This window comes from Frederiksenia canicola (assembly GCF_011455495.1).
Lineage (GTDB): Bacteria > Pseudomonadota > Gammaproteobacteria > Enterobacterales > Pasteurellaceae > Frederiksenia > Frederiksenia canicola.
On the sequence record NZ_CP015029.1, the window covers coordinates 497,863 to 517,010 of the forward strand.

The 19,148-nt window shown below is 43.5% G+C and carries 14 protein-coding genes, 2 tRNA genes and 3 rRNA genes; 12 read left to right on the top strand and 7 right to left on the bottom strand.

Features of this window, described 5'->3' with window-relative positions; all coding sequences use genetic code 11:
- Positions 1-169: 169 nt before the first annotated feature.
- Positions 170-1,042: a ribose ABC transporter substrate-binding protein RbsB gene (rbsB, locus tag A4G17_RS02395; RefSeq protein ID WP_123957068.1), complete on the top strand. Its 873-nt coding sequence runs from the start codon at positions 170-172 to the stop codon at positions 1,040-1,042.
- Positions 1,043-1,104: 62 nt separating this feature from the next.
- Positions 1,105-2,025: a ribokinase gene (rbsK, locus tag A4G17_RS02400; RefSeq protein ID WP_123957069.1), complete on the top strand. Its 921-nt coding sequence runs from the start codon at positions 1,105-1,107 to the stop codon at positions 2,023-2,025.
- Positions 2,026-2,039: 14 nt separating this feature from the next.
- Here the strand turns inward: rbsK and A4G17_RS02405 are convergent, their stop codons facing one another.
- Complete coding sequence (locus A4G17_RS02405; protein WP_165894254.1) at positions 2,040-2,330, bottom strand: hypothetical protein; 291 nt, start codon at positions 2,328-2,330, stop codon at positions 2,040-2,042.
- A 207-nt stretch (positions 2,331-2,537) separates the two neighbouring features.
- On the opposite strand from A4G17_RS02405, the gene A4G17_RS02410 reads away from it, so the two are divergent.
- The 5 genes from A4G17_RS02410 to rrf all read left to right on the top strand — a co-directional run bounded on the left by A4G17_RS02410 (position 2,538) and on the right by rrf (position 7,867).
- A 16S ribosomal RNA gene (locus A4G17_RS02410) occupies positions 2,538-4,077 on the top strand.
- Positions 4,078-4,153: 76 nt separating this feature from the next.
- A tRNA-Ile gene (locus A4G17_RS02415) sits at positions 4,154-4,230 on the top strand.
- A 73-nt stretch (positions 4,231-4,303) separates the two neighbouring features.
- Positions 4,304-4,379 (top strand) — tRNA-Ala (locus A4G17_RS02420).
- A gap of 280 nt (positions 4,380-4,659) precedes the next feature.
- Positions 4,660-7,561: ribosomal RNA gene (locus A4G17_RS02425) — 23S ribosomal RNA — on the top strand.
- A 190-nt stretch (positions 7,562-7,751) separates the two neighbouring features.
- Positions 7,752-7,867, top strand: a 5S ribosomal RNA gene (rrf, locus tag A4G17_RS02430).
- Together the 16S, 23S and 5S rRNA genes with 2 tRNA genes alongside form the textbook arrangement of a ribosomal RNA operon.
- Positions 7,868-7,975: 108 nt before the next feature.
- Here the strand turns inward: rrf and tusB are convergent.
- The 5 genes from tusB to fkpA form a co-directional block, all read right to left on the bottom strand.
- Positions 7,976-8,242 (bottom strand): sulfurtransferase complex subunit TusB, encoded by a 267-nt coding sequence (gene tusB, locus A4G17_RS02435; protein ID WP_123957403.1) that lies wholly within the window; start codon positions 8,240-8,242, stop codon positions 7,976-7,978.
- A gap of 8 nt (positions 8,243-8,250) precedes the next feature.
- On the bottom strand, positions 8,251-8,622 hold the full coding sequence (gene tusC / locus A4G17_RS02440) for a sulfurtransferase complex subunit TusC (RefSeq protein WP_123957402.1): 372 nt from the start codon (positions 8,620-8,622) through the stop codon (positions 8,251-8,253).
- Between the two features lies 1 nt (position 8,623).
- Positions 8,624-8,977 (bottom strand): sulfurtransferase complex subunit TusD, encoded by a 354-nt coding sequence (tusD, locus tag A4G17_RS02445; protein ID WP_123957401.1) that lies wholly within the window; start codon positions 8,975-8,977, stop codon positions 8,624-8,626.
- Positions 8,974-9,633, bottom strand: coding sequence for a helix-turn-helix transcriptional regulator (locus tag A4G17_RS02450; protein ID WP_123957400.1), 660 nt, complete (start codon positions 9,631-9,633; stop codon positions 8,974-8,976). Before A4G17_RS02450 ends, tusD begins: the two co-directional genes overlap by 4 nt.
- A 164-nt stretch (positions 9,634-9,797) precedes the next feature.
- Positions 9,798-10,514, bottom strand: a complete 717-nt coding sequence (gene fkpA / locus A4G17_RS02455; protein WP_123957399.1) for an FKBP-type peptidyl-prolyl cis-trans isomerase — start codon at positions 10,512-10,514, stop codon at positions 9,798-9,800.
- An 83-nt stretch (positions 10,515-10,597) separates the two neighbouring features.
- On the opposite strand from fkpA, the gene A4G17_RS02460 reads away from it, so the two are divergent.
- The 5 genes from A4G17_RS02460 (at position 10,598) to A4G17_RS02480 (ending at position 15,840) form a co-directional block, all read left to right on the top strand.
- Positions 10,598-10,822 (top strand): SlyX family protein, encoded by a 225-nt coding sequence (locus A4G17_RS02460; RefSeq protein WP_123957398.1) that lies wholly within the window; start codon positions 10,598-10,600, stop codon positions 10,820-10,822.
- 24 nt (positions 10,823-10,846) lie between these two features.
- Complete coding sequence (locus tag A4G17_RS10275) at positions 10,847-11,530, top strand: thioredoxin domain-containing protein (protein ID WP_418886400.1); 684 nt, start codon at positions 10,847-10,849, stop codon at positions 11,528-11,530.
- On the top strand, positions 11,530-12,222 hold the full coding sequence (gene mtnN, locus A4G17_RS02470) for a 5'-methylthioadenosine/S-adenosylhomocysteine nucleosidase (RefSeq protein WP_123957397.1): 693 nt from the start codon (positions 11,530-11,532) through the stop codon (positions 12,220-12,222). The genes A4G17_RS10275 and mtnN overlap by 1 nt, the downstream gene beginning before the upstream one ends.
- Positions 12,223-12,395: 173 nt before the next feature.
- Entirely contained in the window at positions 12,396-13,727 is a 1,332-nt protein-coding gene (gene rimO / locus A4G17_RS02475) for a 30S ribosomal protein S12 methylthiotransferase RimO (protein ID WP_123957396.1), read from the top strand.
- Positions 13,728-13,749: 22 nt separating this feature from the next.
- Positions 13,750-15,840 carry a UDP-glucose:protein N-beta-glucosyltransferase gene (locus A4G17_RS02480; protein ID WP_123957395.1) on the top strand — a complete coding sequence of 697 codons (2,091 nt, stop codon included), beginning with the start codon at positions 13,750-13,752 and terminating at the stop codon, positions 15,838-15,840.
- A 73-nt stretch (positions 15,841-15,913) separates the two neighbouring features.
- On the opposite strand, the gene A4G17_RS02485 is transcribed toward A4G17_RS02480, so the two are convergent.
- A complete protein-coding gene (locus tag A4G17_RS02485; RefSeq protein ID WP_418886401.1) occupies positions 15,914-19,030 on the bottom strand; it encodes a TonB-dependent hemoglobin/transferrin/lactoferrin family receptor in 3,117 nt (1,038 codons plus the stop codon).
- Positions 19,031-19,148: the final 118 nt, after the last annotated feature.

Consider the following 19,148-nt stretch of genomic DNA (forward strand, 5'->3'; position numbering starts at 1 on the left):
CTTGCCCTCCCCAAATTGCAAAAATATTGAAAAATCTAACCGCTTGTTGCGGTTATGGGTGGGGCAAAACTCACCGACTAAGTAGGATGGGCTTCCACCCATCATATAACTTAAATCCTAGTGATGGGCTAAAGCCTATTCTACCTTTTAACCAAAACAGGAGATCCCTATGAAAAAATTAACTTCACTTGCAATGGCTTTAGGTTTGGCATTCAGTGCAAATGCAATGGCGAAAGACACGATCGCTCTCGCTATTTCAACGTTAGACAATCCTTTCTTCGTGACCTTAAAAGAAGGGGCGGAGAAAAAAGCCAAAGATTTAGGCTATGAATTAGTAGTATTGGATTCGCAAAACGACCCTGCAAAAGAGCTTGCTAATGTCGAAGATGTGACCGTGCGTGGTGCGAAAGTGTTACTCATCAACCCTACGGATTCTGAAGCGGTTGGCAATGCTGTAGCAATGGCGAACAAGAAAAATATCCCTGTCATTACCTTAGACCGTGGAGCAAACAAAGGCACCGTTGTCAGCCACATCGCTTCTGACAACGTTGCGGGCGGCAAAATGGCAGGGGATTTCATCGCAGAGAAAGTGGGCAAAAACGCCAAAGTGATCCAGCTTGAAGGCATCGCAGGCACGTCTGCTGCACGTGAACGTGGGGAAGGTTTCAAACAAGCGGTAGCTGCGAACCAGTTTGACTTATTGGCAAGCCAACCGGCTGACTTCGACCGAACCAAAGGCTTAAACGTAATGGAAAACTTACTCGCCAGCCACGGTGCTGCGAAGGCAGTATTCGCTCAAAACGATGAAATGGCATTAGGTGCCTTGCGTGCGATTAAAGCGGCAGGCAAAGACATCATTGTAGTTGGCTTTGATGGCACAGACGACGCGGTGAAAGCGGTTCAAGGTGGCAAATTAGCTGCAACTATCGCTCAACAGCCTGAAAAAATCGGCGAACTTGGCGTGGAAACGGCGGATAAAGTGCTAAAAGGCGAAAAAGTTGAAGCACAAGTCCCAGTGCCGTTGAAAGTGATTTCAAAATAATAAAAAGACGTATCCCCCCTTTTTCAAAGGGGGAGAATCAATTTGGTTTTAGGTGATGTAAAATGAACAGCAAACTTTGTGTATTAGGCAGTATCAATGTTGATCACGTTATCCGTGTACCTTATTTTCCCAAAGCAGGTGAAACCCTGACTGGCTATGGCTATCAAATTGCCTACGGCGGCAAAGGGGCGAATCAAGCTGTGGCGGCGGCTCGTTTAGGTGCAAATGTCCAATTTATTGGCACGATTGGTGATGACCAAATCGGACAAGCGATGAAATCGGCGTTTGCCCAAGATGGCATTGATACTTCGCCGATCACCACTATCCCTAACCAAAGTACGGGCTTGGCGATGATTCAAGTCTCGGAAGAGGGTGAGAACAGTATTGTGATTTCCGCAGGGGCAAATGCTGATCTCACACCATCCTTGGTGGAGCAGCACAAAGCGGTGATTGAGCAGGCGGAGATTTTACTAATGCAGCTTGAAAGTCCATTACAGGCGGTCGAATTAGCAGCAAAAATTGCAAAAAATGCAGGCACAAGAGTAGTGCTTAACCCTGCGCCTGCTCAGGCGTTGCCTGAAAGTTTGTTGTCGTCGGTGGATATGATTACGCCAAACGAAACCGAAGCAGAGATTCTCACTGGCGTAAAAGTATATGATGAACAGACCGCTTGCCAAGCGGCCGAACATTTCCATCAACTCGGTATCGAAACCGTGTTGATTACCCTTGGCTCCAAAGGCGTCTATGTGAGCGAAAAAGGGCAAGGGCAGATCATTCCGGGCTTTCGTGTTAAAGCAGTTGATACTACCGCCGCGGGAGACACCTTCAACGCTGGCGTCGTAACAGGCTTACTAGAAGGCAGAGCCTTGAGTGACGCCATCCGCTTTGCCCACGCCGCCGCTGCTCTCTCGGTCACTCGAATGGGAGCCCAAACCGCCATTCCTACTCGAGCAGAAACGGATGATTTTTTGACTTCGTACTAAAAAGCAACAAGCGGTTACTTCCTGACAAAGTTTTGCAATTTACAACGTTTTATCGGGAACTGACCGCTTGTATTTCTTCTTACGCAGCCTGCAAAGATGATGACATCTAGGGTGAGTTCATTGGTGTCGTTTGCCTCCCATGATAAAACTTCAACAAAATGTAGTGGAATACTTACTGCTTGTTGATGAGAATGTGTTCGTTTTGCATTGTTTTTCATCGAAAGCCTATTTTTTTTAATTTTTTTAAATTTTTTACTTGCATTGGTTTCGGATTTCTCTATAATGCGCACCACACAACGACGCACTGTTGTGAACGGATTAGGTTATTACGGTGCGTCGTTGTTTTTTGCTCTTTAATAATGAATCAGACAATCTGTGTGGGCACTTGTTGATGTGATTTTGAAGTGAAATATTATTTAATTTTGAAGTCTTAATAAGTGCTTAACTTGAAATTCATAATGAATATTATTGATTTTTTTATAGTCAGTATTTATTGAGCGATTAAACTTTTTGAATTGAAGAGTTTGATCATGGCTCAGATTGAACGCTGGCGGCAGGCTTAACACATGCAAGTCGAACGGTAGCAGGAGAAAGCTTGCTTTCTTGCTGACGAGTGGCGGACGGGTGAGTAATGCTTGGGAATCTGGCTTATGGAGGGGGATAACTACGGGAAACTGTAGCTAATACCGCGTAATATCGAGAGATTAAAGACTGGGACCTACGGGCCAGTTGCCATAAGATGAGCCCAAGTGGGATTAGGTAGTTGGTGGGGTAAAGGCCTACCAAGCCCGCGATCTCTAGCTGGTCTGAGAGGATGACCAGCCACACTGGAACTGAGACACGGTCCAGACTCCTACGGGAGGCAGCAGTGGGGAATATTGCACAATGGGGGGAACCCTGATGCAGCCATGCCGCGTGAATGAAGAAGGCCTTCGGGTTGTAAAGTTCTTTCGGTGGTGAGGAAGGTATCAACTTTAATAGAGTTGGTAATTGACGTTATCCACAGAAGAAGCACCGGCTAACTCCGTGCCAGCAGCCGCGGTAATACGGAGGGTGCGAGCGTTAATCGGAATGACTGGGCGTAAAGGGCACGCAGGCGGATTGTTAAGTGAGATGTGAAAGCCCCGGGCTTAACCTGGGAATTGCATTTCAGACTGGCAATCTAGAGTATTTTAGGGAGGGGTAGAATTCCACGTGTAGCGGTGAAATGCGTAGAGATGTGGAGGAATACCGAAGGCGAAGGCAGCCCCTTGGGAATATACTGACGCTCATGTGCGAAAGCGTGGGGAGCAAACAGGATTAGATACCCTGGTAGTCCACGCTGTAAACGATGTCGATTTGGGGATTGGGGTTTAACTCTGGTGCCCGAAGCTAACGTGATAAATCGACCGCCTGGGGAGTACGGCCGCAAGGTTAAAACTCAAATGAATTGACGGGGGCCCGCACAAGCGGTGGAGCATGTGGTTTAATTCGATGCAACGCGAAGAACCTTACCTACTCTTGACATCCATGGAAGTTCGCAGAGATGTGAATGTGCCTTCGGGAACCATGAGACAGGTGCTGCATGGCTGTCGTCAGCTCGTGTTGTGAAATGTTGGGTTAAGTCCCGCAACGAGCGCAACCCTTATCCTTTGTTGCCAGCGATTAGGTCGGGAACTCAAAGGAGACTGCCAGTGATAAACTGGAGGAAGGTGGGGATGACGTCAAGTCATCATGGCCCTTACGAGTAGGGCTACACACGTGCTACAATGGTGCATACAGAGGGAAGCAAAATGGCGACATGGAGCAAATCTCACAAAGTGCATCTAAGTCCGGATTGGAGTCTGCAACTCGACTCCATGAAGTCGGAATCGCTAGTAATCGCAAATCAGAATGTTGCGGTGAATACGTTCCCGGGCCTTGTACACACCGCCCGTCACACCATGGGAGTGGGTTGTACCAGAAGTAGATAGCTTAACCGCAAGGGGGGCGTTTACCACGGTATGATTCATGACTGGGGTGAAGTCGTAACAAGGTAACCGTAGGGGAACCTGCGGTTGGATCACCTCCTTACCGAAGTAGAAATGACACAATAAGCGCTCACACAGATTGTTTGATAGAAAGACAAAAAAACTGAAGGTCATCCGTTGGGTCTGTAGCTCAGGTGGTTAGAGCGCACCCCTGATAAGGGTGAGGTCGGTGGTTCAAGTCCACTCAGACCCACCACTCAAACAGGTAACAAGCAAAGCAATAGGCTAAAGCAAGTTAATAATGAGTGAAGAAAACGGAAGTGATGAATGGGGATATAGCTCAGCTGGGAGAGCGCCTGCCTTGCACGCAGGAGGTCAGCGGTTCGATCCCGCTTATCTCCACCAACTCATCATACCTAAGGTTGCAAGCGGTCAGTTTTTGCGAAAGTTTTGCAAAAGCCTTTGTGATTTTAGGTATGATGAGTGAAACAGAAATGTTTCATTGTCTATAGTTCTTTAAAAAATAGGAAACAAGCTGAAAAACTGAGAGATTTTCGAAAGAAAGTCTGAGTAGTAAAAATCTTGTGTGAACAAAAGCACACAAGTAGTAGTTTTTGATTATCAGCTTTAAATATTTTGATGATTGTTTAATAACAATATTATCTAAAAATGTTTGAGGTTGTATGGTTAAGTGACTAAGCGTACACGGTGGATGCCTAGGCAATCAGAGGCGATGAAGGACGTGCTAATCTGCGAAAAGCTTGGATGAGTCGATAAGAGGCGTTTAATCCAAGATGTCCGAATGGGGAAACCCGATAAGCGAAGAGCTTATCATTATTTACTGAATCCATAGGTAAATAAGGCAAACCGGGAGAACTGAAACATCTAAGTACCCCGAGGAAAAGAAATCAACCGAGATTTCGTTAGTAGCGGCGAGCGAACGCGAAGGAGCCATTCAGTTATAGCACAAGACTTAGAGGAATGAGTTGGGAAACTCAATCAAAGAGGGTGATAATCCCGTACTTTAAAAGCCTTGTGTGGAACTAAGCTGAAAATAAGTAAGGCGGGACACGTGATATCCTGTCTGAAGATGGGGGGACCATCCTCCAAGGCTAAATACTCCTGATTGACCGATAGTGAACCAGTACTGTGAAGGAAAGGCGAAAAGAACCCCGGTGAGGGGAGTGAAATAGAACCTGAAACCGTGTACGTACAAGCAGTGGGAGCCAACTTGTTTGGTGACTGCGTACCTTTTGTATAATGGGTCAGCGACTTATATTTTGTAGCAAGGTTAACCGAATAGGGGAGCCGTAGGGAAACCGAGTCTTAACTGGGCGTCTAGTTGCAAGGTATAGACCCGAAACCCGGTGATCTAGCCATGGGCAGGTTGAAGGTTGGGTAACACTAACTGGAGGACCGAACCGACTAATGTTGAAAAATTAGCGGATGACTTGTGGCTGGGGGTGAAAGGCCAATCAAACCGGGAGATAGCTGGTTCTCCCCGAAATCTATTTAGGTAGAGCCTTATGTGAATACCTTCGGGGGTAGAGCACTGTTTCGGCTAGGGGTCCATCCCGGATTACCAACCCGATGCAAACTGCGAATACCGAAGAGTAATGCATAGGAGACACACGGTGGGTGCTAACGTTCATCGTGGAGAGGGAAACAACCCAGACCGCCAGCTAAGGTCCCAAAGTCTATATTAAGTGGGAAACGAAGTGGGAAGGCTTAGACAGCTAGGATGTTGGCTTAGAAGCAGCCATCATTTAAAGAAAGCGTAATAGCTCACTAGTCGAGTCGGCCTGCGCGGAAGATGTAACGGGGCTCAAATATAGCACCGAAGCTGCGGCATCAGAGTCAAATCTGTTGGGTAGGGGAGCGTTGTGTAAGCGGATGAAGGTGAATCGAGAGGTTTGCTGGACGTATCACAAGTGCGAATGCTGACATAAGTAACGATAAAACGAGTGAAAAACTCGTTCGCCGGAAGACCAAGGGTTCCTGTCCAACGTTAATCGGGGCAGGGTGAGTCGGCCCCTAAGGCGAGGCTGAAAAGCGTAGTCGATGGGAAACGGGTTAATATTCCCGTACTTGGTTATATTGCGATGTGGGGACGGAGAAGGTTAGGTAAGCAGACTGTTGGATGTCTGTTTAAGCCGGTAGTTGGGGTAGGTAGGCAAATCCGCTTACCCAATTTAAACAACGAGAAGTGATGACGAGTTCCTAAGGGAATGAAGTTACTGATACCACGCTTCCAGGAAAAGCCACTAAGCTTCAGATATAACTAAACCGTACTGAAAACCGACACAGGTGGTCAGGTAGAGAATACTCAGGCGCTTGAGAGAACTCGGGTGAAGGAACTAGGCAAAATAGCACCGTAACTTCGGGAGAAGGTGCGCTGGCGTAGGTTGTAGGAGTTTACCTCCGAAGGCTGAACCAGTCGAAGATACCAGCTGGCTGCAACTGTTTATTAAAAACACAGCACTCTGCAAACACGAAAGTGGACGTATAGGGTGTGATGCCTGCCCGGTGCTGGAAGGTTAATTGATGGTGTTATCGAAAGAGAAGCTCCTGATCGAAGCCCCAGTAAACGGCGGCCGTAACTATAACGGTCCTAAGGTAGCGAAATTCCTTGTCGGGTAAGTTCCGACCTGCACGAATGGCATAATGATGGCCAGGCTGTCTCCACCCGAGACTCAGTGAAATTGAAATCGCCGTGAAGATGCGGTGTACCCGCGGCTAGACGGAAAGACCCCGTGAACCTTTACTATAGCTTGACACTGAACATTGAATTTTGATGTGTAGGATAGGTGGGAGCCTATGAAGCAGGAACGCTAGTTCTTGTGGAGGCGTCCTTGAAATACCACCCTTTAACGTTTGATGTTCTAACGAAACACCAAGTACAGGTGTTCGGACAGTGTCTGGTGGGTAGTTTGACTGGGGCGGTCTCCTCCCAAAGCGTAACGGAGGAGCACGAAGGTTTGCTAATGACGGTCGGACATCGTCAGGTTAGTGCAATGGTAGAAGCAAGCTTAACTGCGAGACAGACAAGTCGAGCAGGTGCGAAAGCAGGTCATAGTGATCCGGTGGTTCTGAATGGAAGGGCCATCGCTCAACGGATAAAAGGTACTCCGGGGATAACAGGCTGATACCGCCCAAGAGTTCATATCGACGGCGGTGTTTGGCACCTCGATGTCGGCTCATCACATCCTGGGGCTGAAGTAGGTCCCAAGGGTATGGCTGTTCGCCATTTAAAGTGGTACGCGAGCTGGGTTTAGAACGTCGTGAGACAGTTCGGTCCCTATCTGCCGTGGGCGTTGGATGATTGAGAGGGGCTGCTCCTAGTACGAGAGGACCGGAGTGGACGCATCACTGGTGTTCCAGTTGTCTCGCCAGAGGCACTGCTGGGTAGCTAAATGCGGAAGAGATAAGTGCTGAAAGCATCTAAGCACGAAACTTGCCTCAAGATGAGTCATCCCTGACATTAAGTCAGTAAGGGTTGTTGTAGACTACGACGTAGATAGGTGGGGTGTGTAAGCGTTGCGAGACGTTGAGCTAACCCATACTAATTGCCCGAGAGGCTTAACCATACAACCTCAAGCGTTTTTGGAAAGAAGAAAGAAGCCAAAAGCGGTTGAGAAGAAAGCTAAACGAAAAGACAAAGCGAGAGCGAAGTGAAAGAAAATCAAACAGACAGCTTGTTTCAGATTAAAGGCGACGTAAGAAGCCAAGAATAGAGAACGAAAAAATAAAGACGAACAAAGACAACAACAGGATTTTCCTGATGGCCATAGTGCTGTGGTCCCACCTGATTCCATTCCGAACTCAGAAGTGAAACGCAGTGACGCCGATGGTAGTGTGGGGTTTCCCCATGTGAGAGTAGGGCACCATCAGGGTTTTATTGGACCCCTTGCAAGTACTCGGTTGAGTACAGTGCAAGGGGTTTTTGTTTTGGGGAAGGGAGAAAAGGGAAGGAAAGCAGAGAAACAGTATTTATTGGTTCTCTATAAAGCAATGTGTGGATGGTAGCTCACTGTCAGTTCAACGAATTGATGTAATGAGACTGTGGGAATTTCAATATGTAGATTTCGGGCATGAGCGTCATTTTCCAACACAAATACGTTGGGTACATTTGCAAAAAATTGAGGGGATCTGACCGCTTGTAGTACCCCATTTTGCCATAGTACAACGGCATCATTTTCGCTGACGCATGCCAATATTTGCTGGAGTTCATCGGGATCATAATGAGTTTGGGAAAATGTATAGAGCATAGCTTTCCTTAAAAAGTGAGTACCTTTTCTGAGTGTGTTAGTACATCCAAAATTTGTGAGTATGAAACAAATTGGGCGGTACCCAGCAGCCAGTCTTGTTCTTCAAGACGGCGTTTTTGTACGCTTTCTTGGCAGATGAAACATTCCGTTAATTCATACAGTTCGATCAATTTAAAGGTCGAAATATGGTCTTTCTGCATAATCAGATCTGGCTGTTGATTTGCTAGCAAATTGAACACGCCGTCATGTAAAAAGCAGATAGCAATTTCGCTTTCGTCAATGAACGCACTTGCCGCAAGCAGAGCATCTAACCCTTCTCTGCTAGTGGATGTTCCAAATGGTGCTTGGGTGAAGAGAATAGCAAGTTGATATTTTTTCATATTAGAAGGTCAGCAGTCGGTCAGCGGTGAGTGTTGCTTGGGTAAATTCGCCTAAACCTGCAAGTATGAACCCTTTAGCAAGGTTTTGCTCCGTAATGCCTCGGCGTTGGGCGGCTGAAATACACAAGTGCAGGGGTAGAGAATGTCTTTCAGCCAATTTTTGCCATTTTTCCACTAAATTGACCTCATCACTGGCGGGTTCAACTAAACGGTTAGCATTACTCACTCCATTTTGGAAAAAGAAAATTTGACTAATTGTGTGACGACTTGCAAGTAGCTCTTCTGCCACTTGATAAGCCAAATATGCCGCTTGTGAACCGTACACTTCCCCTTTAATGGCTAACACATAATTCATTCGTCATTGTCCTGTTTGATCTGCCGAATATAGAGATAAACGGTGTGGCGAGAAATATCGAGCCGTTCAGCCACTTGGTTGATTGCATCTTTGATATCGAAAATGCCTTTTTCAAACAATGCAGTGACAATTTGGCGATTTTTATTGTTATTTGCTACGTTACGATTGTTTTGGATTTCTTCAACCGTATTTTCAATCGTTTGTGCAACAAGATCCTCCACAGAACTGGCGAAATTTACGCTACTGTCAGCCTCCTGTGGGGCAATAAAGCTGTTGAGAAATTGTGACATTGGCACATCAAGATTGATGTTGATGCAAATTAGCCCGATAACATGCTGCTTGCCGTTGCGAATGGCGATCGTGATAGACTTCATCAACACACCACCTTTGGCTTTGGTGAAGTACGGCTTGGAGACGCTATCAGTTTGCATATGATGTAATGACCATAGTGCTCTATCTGTAATTGGGGAGCCTATTTTGCGGTTGGTATTGTGGCCATTGACGATATAGATGGCAGAGTGTTCAAGAAATTCTAAAGAATGCAATACAATTTCGCAATGCTCGCCAAGTAAGGCGGCAATGCCGTCCACAACAGGAAAGTAGGACGCTAAAATGGCATGATCTTCGTCAGAAAGAGGGTTGAATTTGTTTGTCATAATAACTTTATTTTGCCTGCATTCGTGGGGAAGCCGCGAGGTGAAACGAGTCGAAGGAGATTGGTAAAAAATTCGGCGTAACTCACCGCTTGTTGTCCTTACCCTTCACCATTTGTTCGGGGACTTCCCCCGCGAATGCGGGGGCAGAGTTTTTTATGGTGATCTTACTTTGCGGCTTTAAAATCCAACAATTCAATTTCAAATACTAAGGTAGAACTTGCTGGGATCTTTCCTGCTGGGCGATCGCCGTAGCCGAGTTGTGGTGGAAGTACGATTTCCATTTTACCGCCTTTTTTCAGCATAGGAATCGCTTCAATCCAGCCTGGGATTAGCTGATTTAATTGGAATTCAATAGGCTCTTTACGATCGTAAGAGCTGTCGAAAACCGTGCCGTCTGTTAGCGTGCCTTTGTAGTGGACTTTAACGGTATCGGTCGCTTTTGGTGAGTCGCCTTCGCCAGCTTTTTCAATTTTGTAGAGCAAGCCGGATGCGGTTTTTTTCACGCCTGCTTTTTTCTCATAGTCAGCACGGAATTTATCGCCTGCTTCGGTGGTGACTTTGGTTTTTTCTGCTTGGATCTTCGCTTCTTGATCGCGAAGATACTTATCTAAGTTTTCAAGTTGTTTTTTAAGATCTTCTTCGGTTAGTTTCCCTGTTTTTTTAAGGGTATCTTGAACGCCCGCTAAGATGCGGTCTTGATCGTAGGTGAATAAGTCTTTTTGCGATTGAATGACATCTTCAATGTTTTTCCCCATCAATACGCCAACAGCATAGGATGACTCATCAACGAATTTAGGGTCGGCTTTATCAGCGGTTGCGGTTTGAGAAACAAAAAGAGCACTTGTGATAATCGCAAGAGCAGAAAGTTTCGCTTTTAACATAGATTTTCCTTTTTATAGTCTATAAAAACAAAGGTGGATAGGGTAAAGTGTATTCTTCTTGAATACAATACTTTTATGTAGATATGTTGACAAATTTTGACCAACTTCTTGCCCATTTAGCCGAGTTAGAAACCAAAGTGGCTTTCCAAGAACAAACGATTGACGAACTTAATCAAGCATTGATTGACCAACAGTTTACGTTGGATAAAATGCAACATCAGTTGCGTCATTTAGCGGAAAAGCTACACGGTGTGCAAGGCAGTAATATTGCCAGTCGAGCAGAAGAAACGCCGCCACCGCATTATTAATGAAAATGATAGAGGTAAGATAACATAATGAGGAAATTGTTGCTTTTATGGAGCTTGTTGGCATTTGCTTTGCCAACACATGCCGATGACAAGCGGTCAGATCCGCCGAAAGATTTGCAAAAGGAACCGCTTTTTAAAGATGGTAAAGGTTACTATTCTTATAAAAAACCGCTAGATATTGCGTTACCAGAAGGCAAAGTCTTAATTCAATATTTTTATCGTTATGGCTGTGAAGTATGCTTGAACGGCGATGACTACTTGAAATTATATGCGGAACGAAATCGTGATAAAGTGGTGTTGGTGCGTTCGCCTGCGTTTGAAAAATGGAGCGAATTTACCGCCCGAATGAACGCTACTTTTATTGAGTTCGGTCGCCCTGACTTGAGCGATAAATATTTATTTGATAGTGCGAGCCGTAAAAAAGAACAAAGTTTGGTCGAAAATAATGAGGCAATTCAACGTTGGTTAGCACAAAATGGTGTCAATATTGATAAGTTCTACCATATATTTTCTTCTGAAGCGGTGAAAAAACGGGTGGAGCAAGATCTGTCGCATTATCAACAATATTCTCCGCCAATTAACCCGATTGCGGTATTAAATGGAAAGTATATTTTAATTCATAATACCCTGTATAACGATGACTATACTTATGCAGTGTTAGATTTTTTAGTCGAAAAATTACAACAAGAAAAGCAGGAGAACAAATAATGAAAATAGGCATTATTGGTGCAATGGCACAGGAAGTCGACATTTTACGCAGCTATATGCAAGAGCCAAAAACCACTGAAATTGCAGGCTGTACGATTTACGAAGGCAAAATTAATAATACGAATGTAGCGTTATTACAGTCTGGCATTGGTAAAACGGCTGCCGCAATCGGCACGACCTTATTATTACAATTAACCAAGCCTGATATGGTGATCAACACGGGATCGGCGGGGGGCTTAGACTCAAATTTACAAGTGGGCGATATTGTGATCTCAACGGAAGTACGTTATCACGATGTTGATGTTACTGCTTTTGGCTATGAAAAAGGGCAGCTGCCAGCTAACCCAGCAGCATTCTTACCCGATGCTCAGTTGGTTGAACTGGCCACCAAAGAGAGCCAACGAGCGGGGTTAAATGCCGTTTCAGGCCTGATTTGCAGCGGTGATCTCTTTGTGAACGGGGCGGATGCGATTAATACCATCCGTACCGATTTCCCAACGGTTGCGGCGGTGGAAATGGAGGCGGCATCGATCGCCCAAGTTTGTCACGCTTTTGGGGTACCATTTGTGGTGATTCGGGCGATTTCAGATGTGGCAGATAAAGCGTCCCACCTTTCTTTCGATGAATTTTTACCGCTCGCGGCAGAAAAATCGTCCACCATTGTACTTGCGGTATTGAACTGCTTAGATTAATTTCCTCTTCTTTTACAAGCGGTCAGAACAACGAAAAGTTTTGCAAATTTTAAAACGGATCTGACCGCTTGTTATCGCTTTGTCCCCCTAAATTTTGTACAATTCCGCTTCTTTGCCTGCTGAAAATGACAGTGGGTTTTGCTATTTGATTACCTAATTATTTGAGATTTTTTATGAATTCAACGCCAAATATTGGTTTTATAAGTTTAGGCTGCCCGAAAAACCTTGTGGATTCTGAACGAATTTTAACGGAATTACGTGCCGATGGTTACAACATTATCCCAAGCTATGAAGGGGCGGATTTAGTGATTGTAAACACTTGTGGTTTTATTGATAGTGCGGTGCAAGAATCACTGGAATCTATCGGCGAAGCCTTGGAAAACAACGGCAAAGTGATTGTGACTGGCTGCCTTGGGGCGAAAGAGAACCAAATTCGTGAAGTGCATCCGCAAGTGTTGGAAATTACAGGTCCACACAGCTATGAAGCGGTGATGACTCATGTGCATAAATATGTGCCGAAGCCTGAATATAACCCTTATGTGAATGTCGTGCCAAAACAGGGCGTGAAACTTACCCCGAAACATTATGCTTATTTGAAAATTTCTGAAGGTTGCGATCACCGTTGCACGTTCTGCATTATTCCGTCTATGCGTGGCGACTTAGATAGCCGTTCGATTGTGCAAGTGCTAGACGAGGCCAAACGCCTTGTAGAAGCGGGTGTGAAAGAAATCTTGGTGGTGTCGCAAGATACGTCTGCTTATGGCTTAGATAAGAAAAAAGAAAATGCGACGAAAACGGTGTTTTGGAATGGTATGCCGATCAAAAATGATTTGATCACCCTTTGCGAACAGCTTGGCTCGCTCGGGGCTTGGGTGCGTTTGCATTATGTGTATCCGTATCCACACGTGGATAATCTCATTCCATTGATGGCAAGCGGTAAAATTTTGCCGTATTTGGACATTCCACTCCAACACGCCAGCCCGAAAATCTTAAAGGCAATGAAGCGTCCAGGTTCCATTGATCGCACCTTAGAACGCATTAAGAAATGGCGTGAAATTTGCCCTGAATTGACTTTGCGTTCAACATTCATTGTTGGCTTCCCAGGTGAAACAGAAGAAGATTTCCAACTGTTGCTCGATTTCTTACAAGAAGCACAGCTCGATCGCGTTGGTTGCTTTAAATTCAGCCCTGTGGACGGTGCGGTAGCGACAGATATGCCCGATCAAGTGCCAGAAGAGGTGAAAGAAGAACGTTTCCACCGTTTTATGCAGCTGCAACAGCAAATTTCAGCGAACCGCTTGCAACAAAAAGTGGGCAGAACCTTGTCTGTGATTATTGATGAAATTGATGACGAAGGTATTATCGGTCGCTCAATGGCGGACGCCCCTGAAATTGATGGTATGGTGTATATCGATAATTTGTCAGAAAAAGAGGTGAAAGTCGGTCAAATTATCGAAGTCAAAATTACAAACGCAGACGAATATGATCTGTGGGGGACATGTTAGTTTTAGGAAATAAGGAGACAGTATGTTAGATGAGAACGGTTGTGCCAGTGTGATTCGCTTTGAGCAAGCAGTTAAAACTAAAGATTATGAACTGGCTTGTGCTGAATTGCTCGGAATTCTTGCGAAAATTGACAGCAATTTCGGTGGTTTTCAAAATATTGAATGCGATTTTCCATTGCAGTTGGCGAATCTAGAACAGGATAAAGCGGTTCATTTTTGTACCAGGGTCGCAACGGCAATCATTCAGCTATTTGTTGATCCTGATTTTATGATTTCAGATGTGGGAACATTGCGTTTTCTTGCTTTCCAGCGTTGGATTGGTTTGATTTTTGCCAGTTCACCGTATGTTAATGCGGATCATGTACTGCAGACTTATAACCGTAATGCACAGAGAGAAAGCATATCTGAAATTTTCTTGGAAGATAATCGTGCTTATTTAAATAAATTTTGTATTCTCTATTTGCCTGAATCGAACATTACTCTGAATTTGGATGCGCTTTGGGATATTGATCCAGAATTGTGCGTCTCCCTTTGTTTTGCATTGCAGTCACCACGTGTGCTGCATACTGAGCAAGCCTATGCTAAACGAGCCGCTATTTTGCAGTGGTTGCCAGAAAAATTACTGCAGATCTCTTCGTTAAATAATCTACCAACTAATATTGCTCACGATGTTTATATGCATTGTAGCTATGATGCTGCACCACATAAACATCAGGTTAAAAAAGCGTTGAATGACGTTATTCGCCGCCATTTGCTCTCTTTAGGGTGGGAAGATCGTGATGTGCAAAAAATGGGTAGTCAAAATGGTAAGCCAGTTATGGTGGTGCTATTGGAGCATTTCCATTCATCACATGCCATTTATCGTGCTTACTCAGCGTCACTGACTGCCGCTAAAGCATTTTTCCATATTATTGGATTAAGTGACGGTGATATCGATCAAACGGGCAGAGAAGTCTTTGACGAGTTCTATTTATTAAATGGCAATCATATTATTGATCGACTTGAGCAAATTAAAGATCTCTGTGAGCGTAATGGTGCGGCTATTTTCTATATGCCAAGTATTGGTATGGATATTACTTCAATTTGTGCAAGTAATGCCCGTTTTGCCCCAATACAAGTCGTTGGATTAGGGCATCCAGCCACGACAAATTCGAGCTTTATTGATTATGCGATAGTGGAGGACGACTATGTTGGCTTAGAGCAATGTTTTAGTGAGTCATTGCTTCGTTTACCAACAAATGCACTGCCTTATGTGCCAGTATCACCGCAATTTGCTTCAACAGTCTTATCTGTGCGTGACAACCCTGATGTGGTGAATATTGGTATTGCATTGACCACGATGCAATTGAATCCTTACTTTTTGGACGTTTGTAAAGCGATTTATGAGCGTGCGAATGTGGAAATACGATTCCATTTCATCTGCACTCAATCAATCGGCATTACTCAGCCTTATGTTGAACGCTTCATCAGCAGTTATTTAGGCGATTCAGCGGTCTCTTATCCATATATGCCATACGAACAATATCAACACATCTTAAGCCGTTGCGATATGGTGCTTTATCCATTCCCATTTAGTACTGTGAGTGGGGCTATCGAGATGGCAACATTTGGGCTTGTTGGTGTTTGCAAAACAGGTAATGAAGTGCATGAACATCTTAATCAAGGTGTATTTAAACGTCTTGGCTTGCCTGAATGGTTGGTGGCAGAAAACGTGGATCAGTACGTTGAGCGAGCAGTTCGTTTAGCAGAAAATCATCAAGAGCGTATAGCTTTACGCCATCATATTTCTGATAGTAACGTGCTACAAACCTTATTTAATGGAGAACCAAGCCAAATGGGGTTGGTGTTGCTACAAAAACTGGCTGAATGGGCTGAGCAAAATCATATTGAGTTTGCATTTAGCATTCCTGCGAAGAAAAGAACTACTCGAAAAACAGCAAAAGTGTCAGCGAAAAAAGCAGAAGATAACGTTACAACGAAACCTGCGAAAAAGTCGGTAACGAAAACTAAATCCGAGCCTAAAAAAGCAGAAACTAAAAAAGCAAACACAAAGAAAAAAGCGTCTCCACTGAAAGAAGCTGCAGAGCAGTTAAAGAAAAAAGAGAAGAAATAGTCCATAAAAGATAGATGATAATGAAATAAACCTCGCGATAATGCGAGGTTTATTTTTAGAGAGGTTTTATCGGTTAGAAACTTAATTCGGCACTGAGTTTAAAATTACGTCCAGGTGCATTAAAGCGATTAATCCCAGTTCCTGTACGTTGGTCAATTAAATTACTGGTTCCAAATGGGCGAATTGAACGTGCAGAATCCCAAGTGATGTATTTGCGGTTAGTTAGATTGTAAACCCCAAATTGCAGCGTTAAGTTTTTAATGGGTTTGGCATAGGAAATAATATCTACCAAGGTGTAAGCATTGCTACGCCATCTTATGCTGCTGTCTTTAACCACTCTATCCGCTTCATTTGGATATTTAGAAATTTCTTCTGCTCGTTGAGATTCCCAGAACATATTGTAGGTGTCTTTAGCTTGTTTGGCAGAAACATGGGTAACTAACAAATCAATACCAAACTTACCACTTTTATGGTCATACCCTAAGCCATAAATTGCCGTTTTAGGTTGAATGGCATTCATTGGGATATTGCCTTCCATTCTACCTTTTTGGTAAGTAAATTTATAACTAGCGTTAAAACCAGCTAATACACTAGAAAGATGCTCTAAATAGAGTTTTGAGCTGATTTCAAACCCTTTTACTTTGGCATTTTGGCGGTTTACATTTTGATATACTTCAAACGGCTCTGCTCTTGCTTGTCCGCCGTGAATCGTTTGGTAATTGATTGATCCGATATAACCTAAATCAATAAAATTGTTATATTTAGTTTGAAAGACATTAGTCGTAATGTATCCAATGTCGCCATGATAGGTTAAAGCAAGTTCTGTTGTTTTTGATGTTTCTTCCTTTAGATTTAAGTTCGGTAACACCGTGAAATCAGGGTGTTTAAAGGTGAAATAGAGTTCATCTGATGTTGGGGCTCTAAAGCCTTTTGCTTGCCGAACTTGGAGTCTCAAATATTCAGTAGGATCAATATTCATCGCAAAAGAGTATGAATGAGCATTGTACTTTTTATTCTGAGTGAAGTAATCGAAGTTATCTTGCAGATTTTTTACTTTGGCCGCTTCATTCTTTGCCTTAGCTTCTTTATTGTACGCAGTAATTTCAGCCTGTTTTTTCCTAAATTCAGCAAGAGCTATATTATAGGCGGAATAGTCATAGTTATAGTCTTTCAAGCTTGGTTGATCTCGCCATGTTAATTCTGGCTTCTCTGCAAATGGTTTTACAAAAGGCACAAATAATTGATCGATCATTCCATCTGGAATTTTCGGACTTACTCCTGCCTGATAGTCGGGTTTGTATTTGATTCGGTCATAACGATAACCAAGATCAAAACTGAGATAATTATTGACGGTGAAATTATCAATTAAGTAGATTGAATTATTTTTTGTAATTACCGGAATCAAGAATGAATATGGCCCATCAACGGTTGGACATAATGCGCCATTGAAACGGTTTGCTCCGCTAGCGGTTTCACAGGTTAAAATTTCATTTTTATAATTGGTGCCTAAAAAGCGAGTTGCCCACCATTGCATATTTGTACCATCAAACCCTGAAAGATTGACCATTTCTTTGCGTGTCTTAGCAAGGGAAGCACCGTAGCTTAATTGATGATCGGTGCTGGAGAGACTGAATTGTTTAGTAAAATCGAGATCCAATTGTCTAGTATTTGTATTGAGTTCACGATCGTGATATGAACGGCTTAAGTATCCCAATGAATTTGGTGTGACAATGACTTTATTCGGCCCTAAATTATAAGGAGAGTTATGTTTTGAATACTGTTTTCCATTATATTCGACAATGGTGCGACCGATGGTTTTCTTAGATAATGTTCCGCCATTGTTCCAATAAGGCAATTCATAATATTCAATATCTTTTGTACAATCGAAAATTGAACAATCGAACCAATATGAATCAATCGTTTTTAAACCAAAATAGGCACTTTGATCGGTAGTACCTTCAGGATTCGGATAAGTAAACGGTTTACCTTGACTATCTACAATATGGTAAGTGTAATCTCCAGAGCCATCTTGCTTTTTAGTTGCAACCAAATTCACCGGATTGCCTTCTTTATCAACAACTTTTCCATCTTTTAATCCAAGACCAAGTGGATTTGCGAGCGGATCTCGGGTGCCTTGACAGCTATCTGCATCACAATAGTCATCTGTTCTGGCTTTATTTTTGATTTTTTGATGAGAATAGGTGATTTTCATCGTGTCCCAAAGGGTATTTCCACTAAAGTTTTCATAGGTAAATGAATAATTTTGGCGTTTGTTTGAGTCGTTAGTATGGCGAGTTGAATTATTTGGTGCATTTGGAGTGGTTCGCGTCGCATTCAAACTATATGACAAATCTTGCCCTTTAGATGTGTTTTCATAGAGATCTGCAGCAGCAGAAAAACGATGGTTTTCCGTTGGTGAGAATGCCAATTTAACGAGTGTGCTATCTTTTTCAATTTGATAAGGATCTGCTTTCTCTCGAATTCTGGTGTTTACATCAGGGGCTGATTTGTAGCCATAATTTTCTAATTCATGCCCATCTCGTTTGGTTTTGATTAGCAACGCATCAAACCATCTGTAACGACCAGCTAACGTAATCGTATCTAAGTGCTGATTATCCGCAGTGGTATATCCTTTTTTGTAAGAGGCCGCCCAATCTTTATCAATTAGAAAATCACGAGCATCTTTGGTTTCAAACATGACGGCGCCACCTAAAGCTCCACTACCTGCTCGTAATGAGTCAGAACCTTTTTGAATGGTTGCTTTCTTCAATGTTTCTACTTCTACACTATTACGGGTGTTATTGAAGTTGCCATACCCTTCAAACAGTTCTTTAAAACCTTGTGAAGAAAGTGTTTCTGCCTGACGTAGTCCATCAACGGTAATCGCTACGCGGTTTTCATCTACTCCACGAATGGCATAGCCACTGGCACCAAAACGTCCTGCTTCTACAACGGTAACCCCCGTTTCATAACGCACAAGGTCTCGGTTATCTTGGACTTGTTGGCGTTTTAACTGTGATGCACTTTTTACGGTTTGACCGACTTTACGTTGTAAAACGGGTGTTTCTTCCGTACCGGCTACGACTTTAACTTCTTCCAACTGGGCTGATTGCTCGGCATAGCTCATTGCACTGCAGCTTAAAATCGCGAGGGTAATTGCAGAAAAAGAGAGAACAGGTTTTTTTATCATTTGGTTCATGGAAATCCCTTAGGAATAAGTTCACAAGTAATAATTGTTCTCAATTATATTTTGTTTTATGCGTTTTAAAAGAAAAATTGTCATAAAAAGGTAAAAAAGGCGTATGAAA

Excerpts from the sequence above, each read along its gene's own strand:
- rbsB (WP_123957068.1), top strand. The coding sequence starts at position 170 with ATGAAAAAATTAACTTCACTTGCAATGGCTTTAGGTTTGGCATTCAGT.
- rbsK (WP_123957069.1), top strand. The coding sequence starts at position 1,105 with ATGAACAGCAAACTTTGTGTATTAGGCAGTATCAATGTTGATCACGTT.
- tusB (WP_123957403.1), bottom strand. The coding sequence starts at position 8,242 with ATGCTCTATACATTTTCCCAAACTCATTATGATCCCGATGAACTCCAG.
- tusC (WP_123957402.1), bottom strand. The coding sequence starts at position 8,622 with ATGAAAAAATATCAACTTGCTATTCTCTTCACCCAAGCACCATTTGGA.
- tusD (WP_123957401.1), bottom strand. The coding sequence starts at position 8,977 with ATGAATTATGTGTTAGCCATTAAAGGGGAAGTGTACGGTTCACAAGCG.
- A4G17_RS02450 (WP_123957400.1), bottom strand. The coding sequence starts at position 9,633 with ATGACAAACAAATTCAACCCTCTTTCTGACGAAGATCATGCCATTTTA.
- fkpA (WP_123957399.1), bottom strand. The coding sequence starts at position 10,514 with ATGTTAAAAGCGAAACTTTCTGCTCTTGCGATTATCACAAGTGCTCTT.
- A4G17_RS02460 (WP_123957398.1), top strand. The coding sequence starts at position 10,598 with ATGTTGACAAATTTTGACCAACTTCTTGCCCATTTAGCCGAGTTAGAA.
- mtnN (WP_123957397.1), top strand. The coding sequence starts at position 11,530 with ATGAAAATAGGCATTATTGGTGCAATGGCACAGGAAGTCGACATTTTA.
- rimO (WP_123957396.1), top strand. The coding sequence starts at position 12,396 with ATGAATTCAACGCCAAATATTGGTTTTATAAGTTTAGGCTGCCCGAAA.
- A4G17_RS02480 (WP_123957395.1), top strand. The coding sequence starts at position 13,750 with ATGTTAGATGAGAACGGTTGTGCCAGTGTGATTCGCTTTGAGCAAGCA.
- A4G17_RS02485 (WP_418886401.1), bottom strand. The coding sequence starts at position 19,030 with ATGATAAAAAAACCTGTTCTCTCTTTTTCTGCAATTACCCTCGCGATT.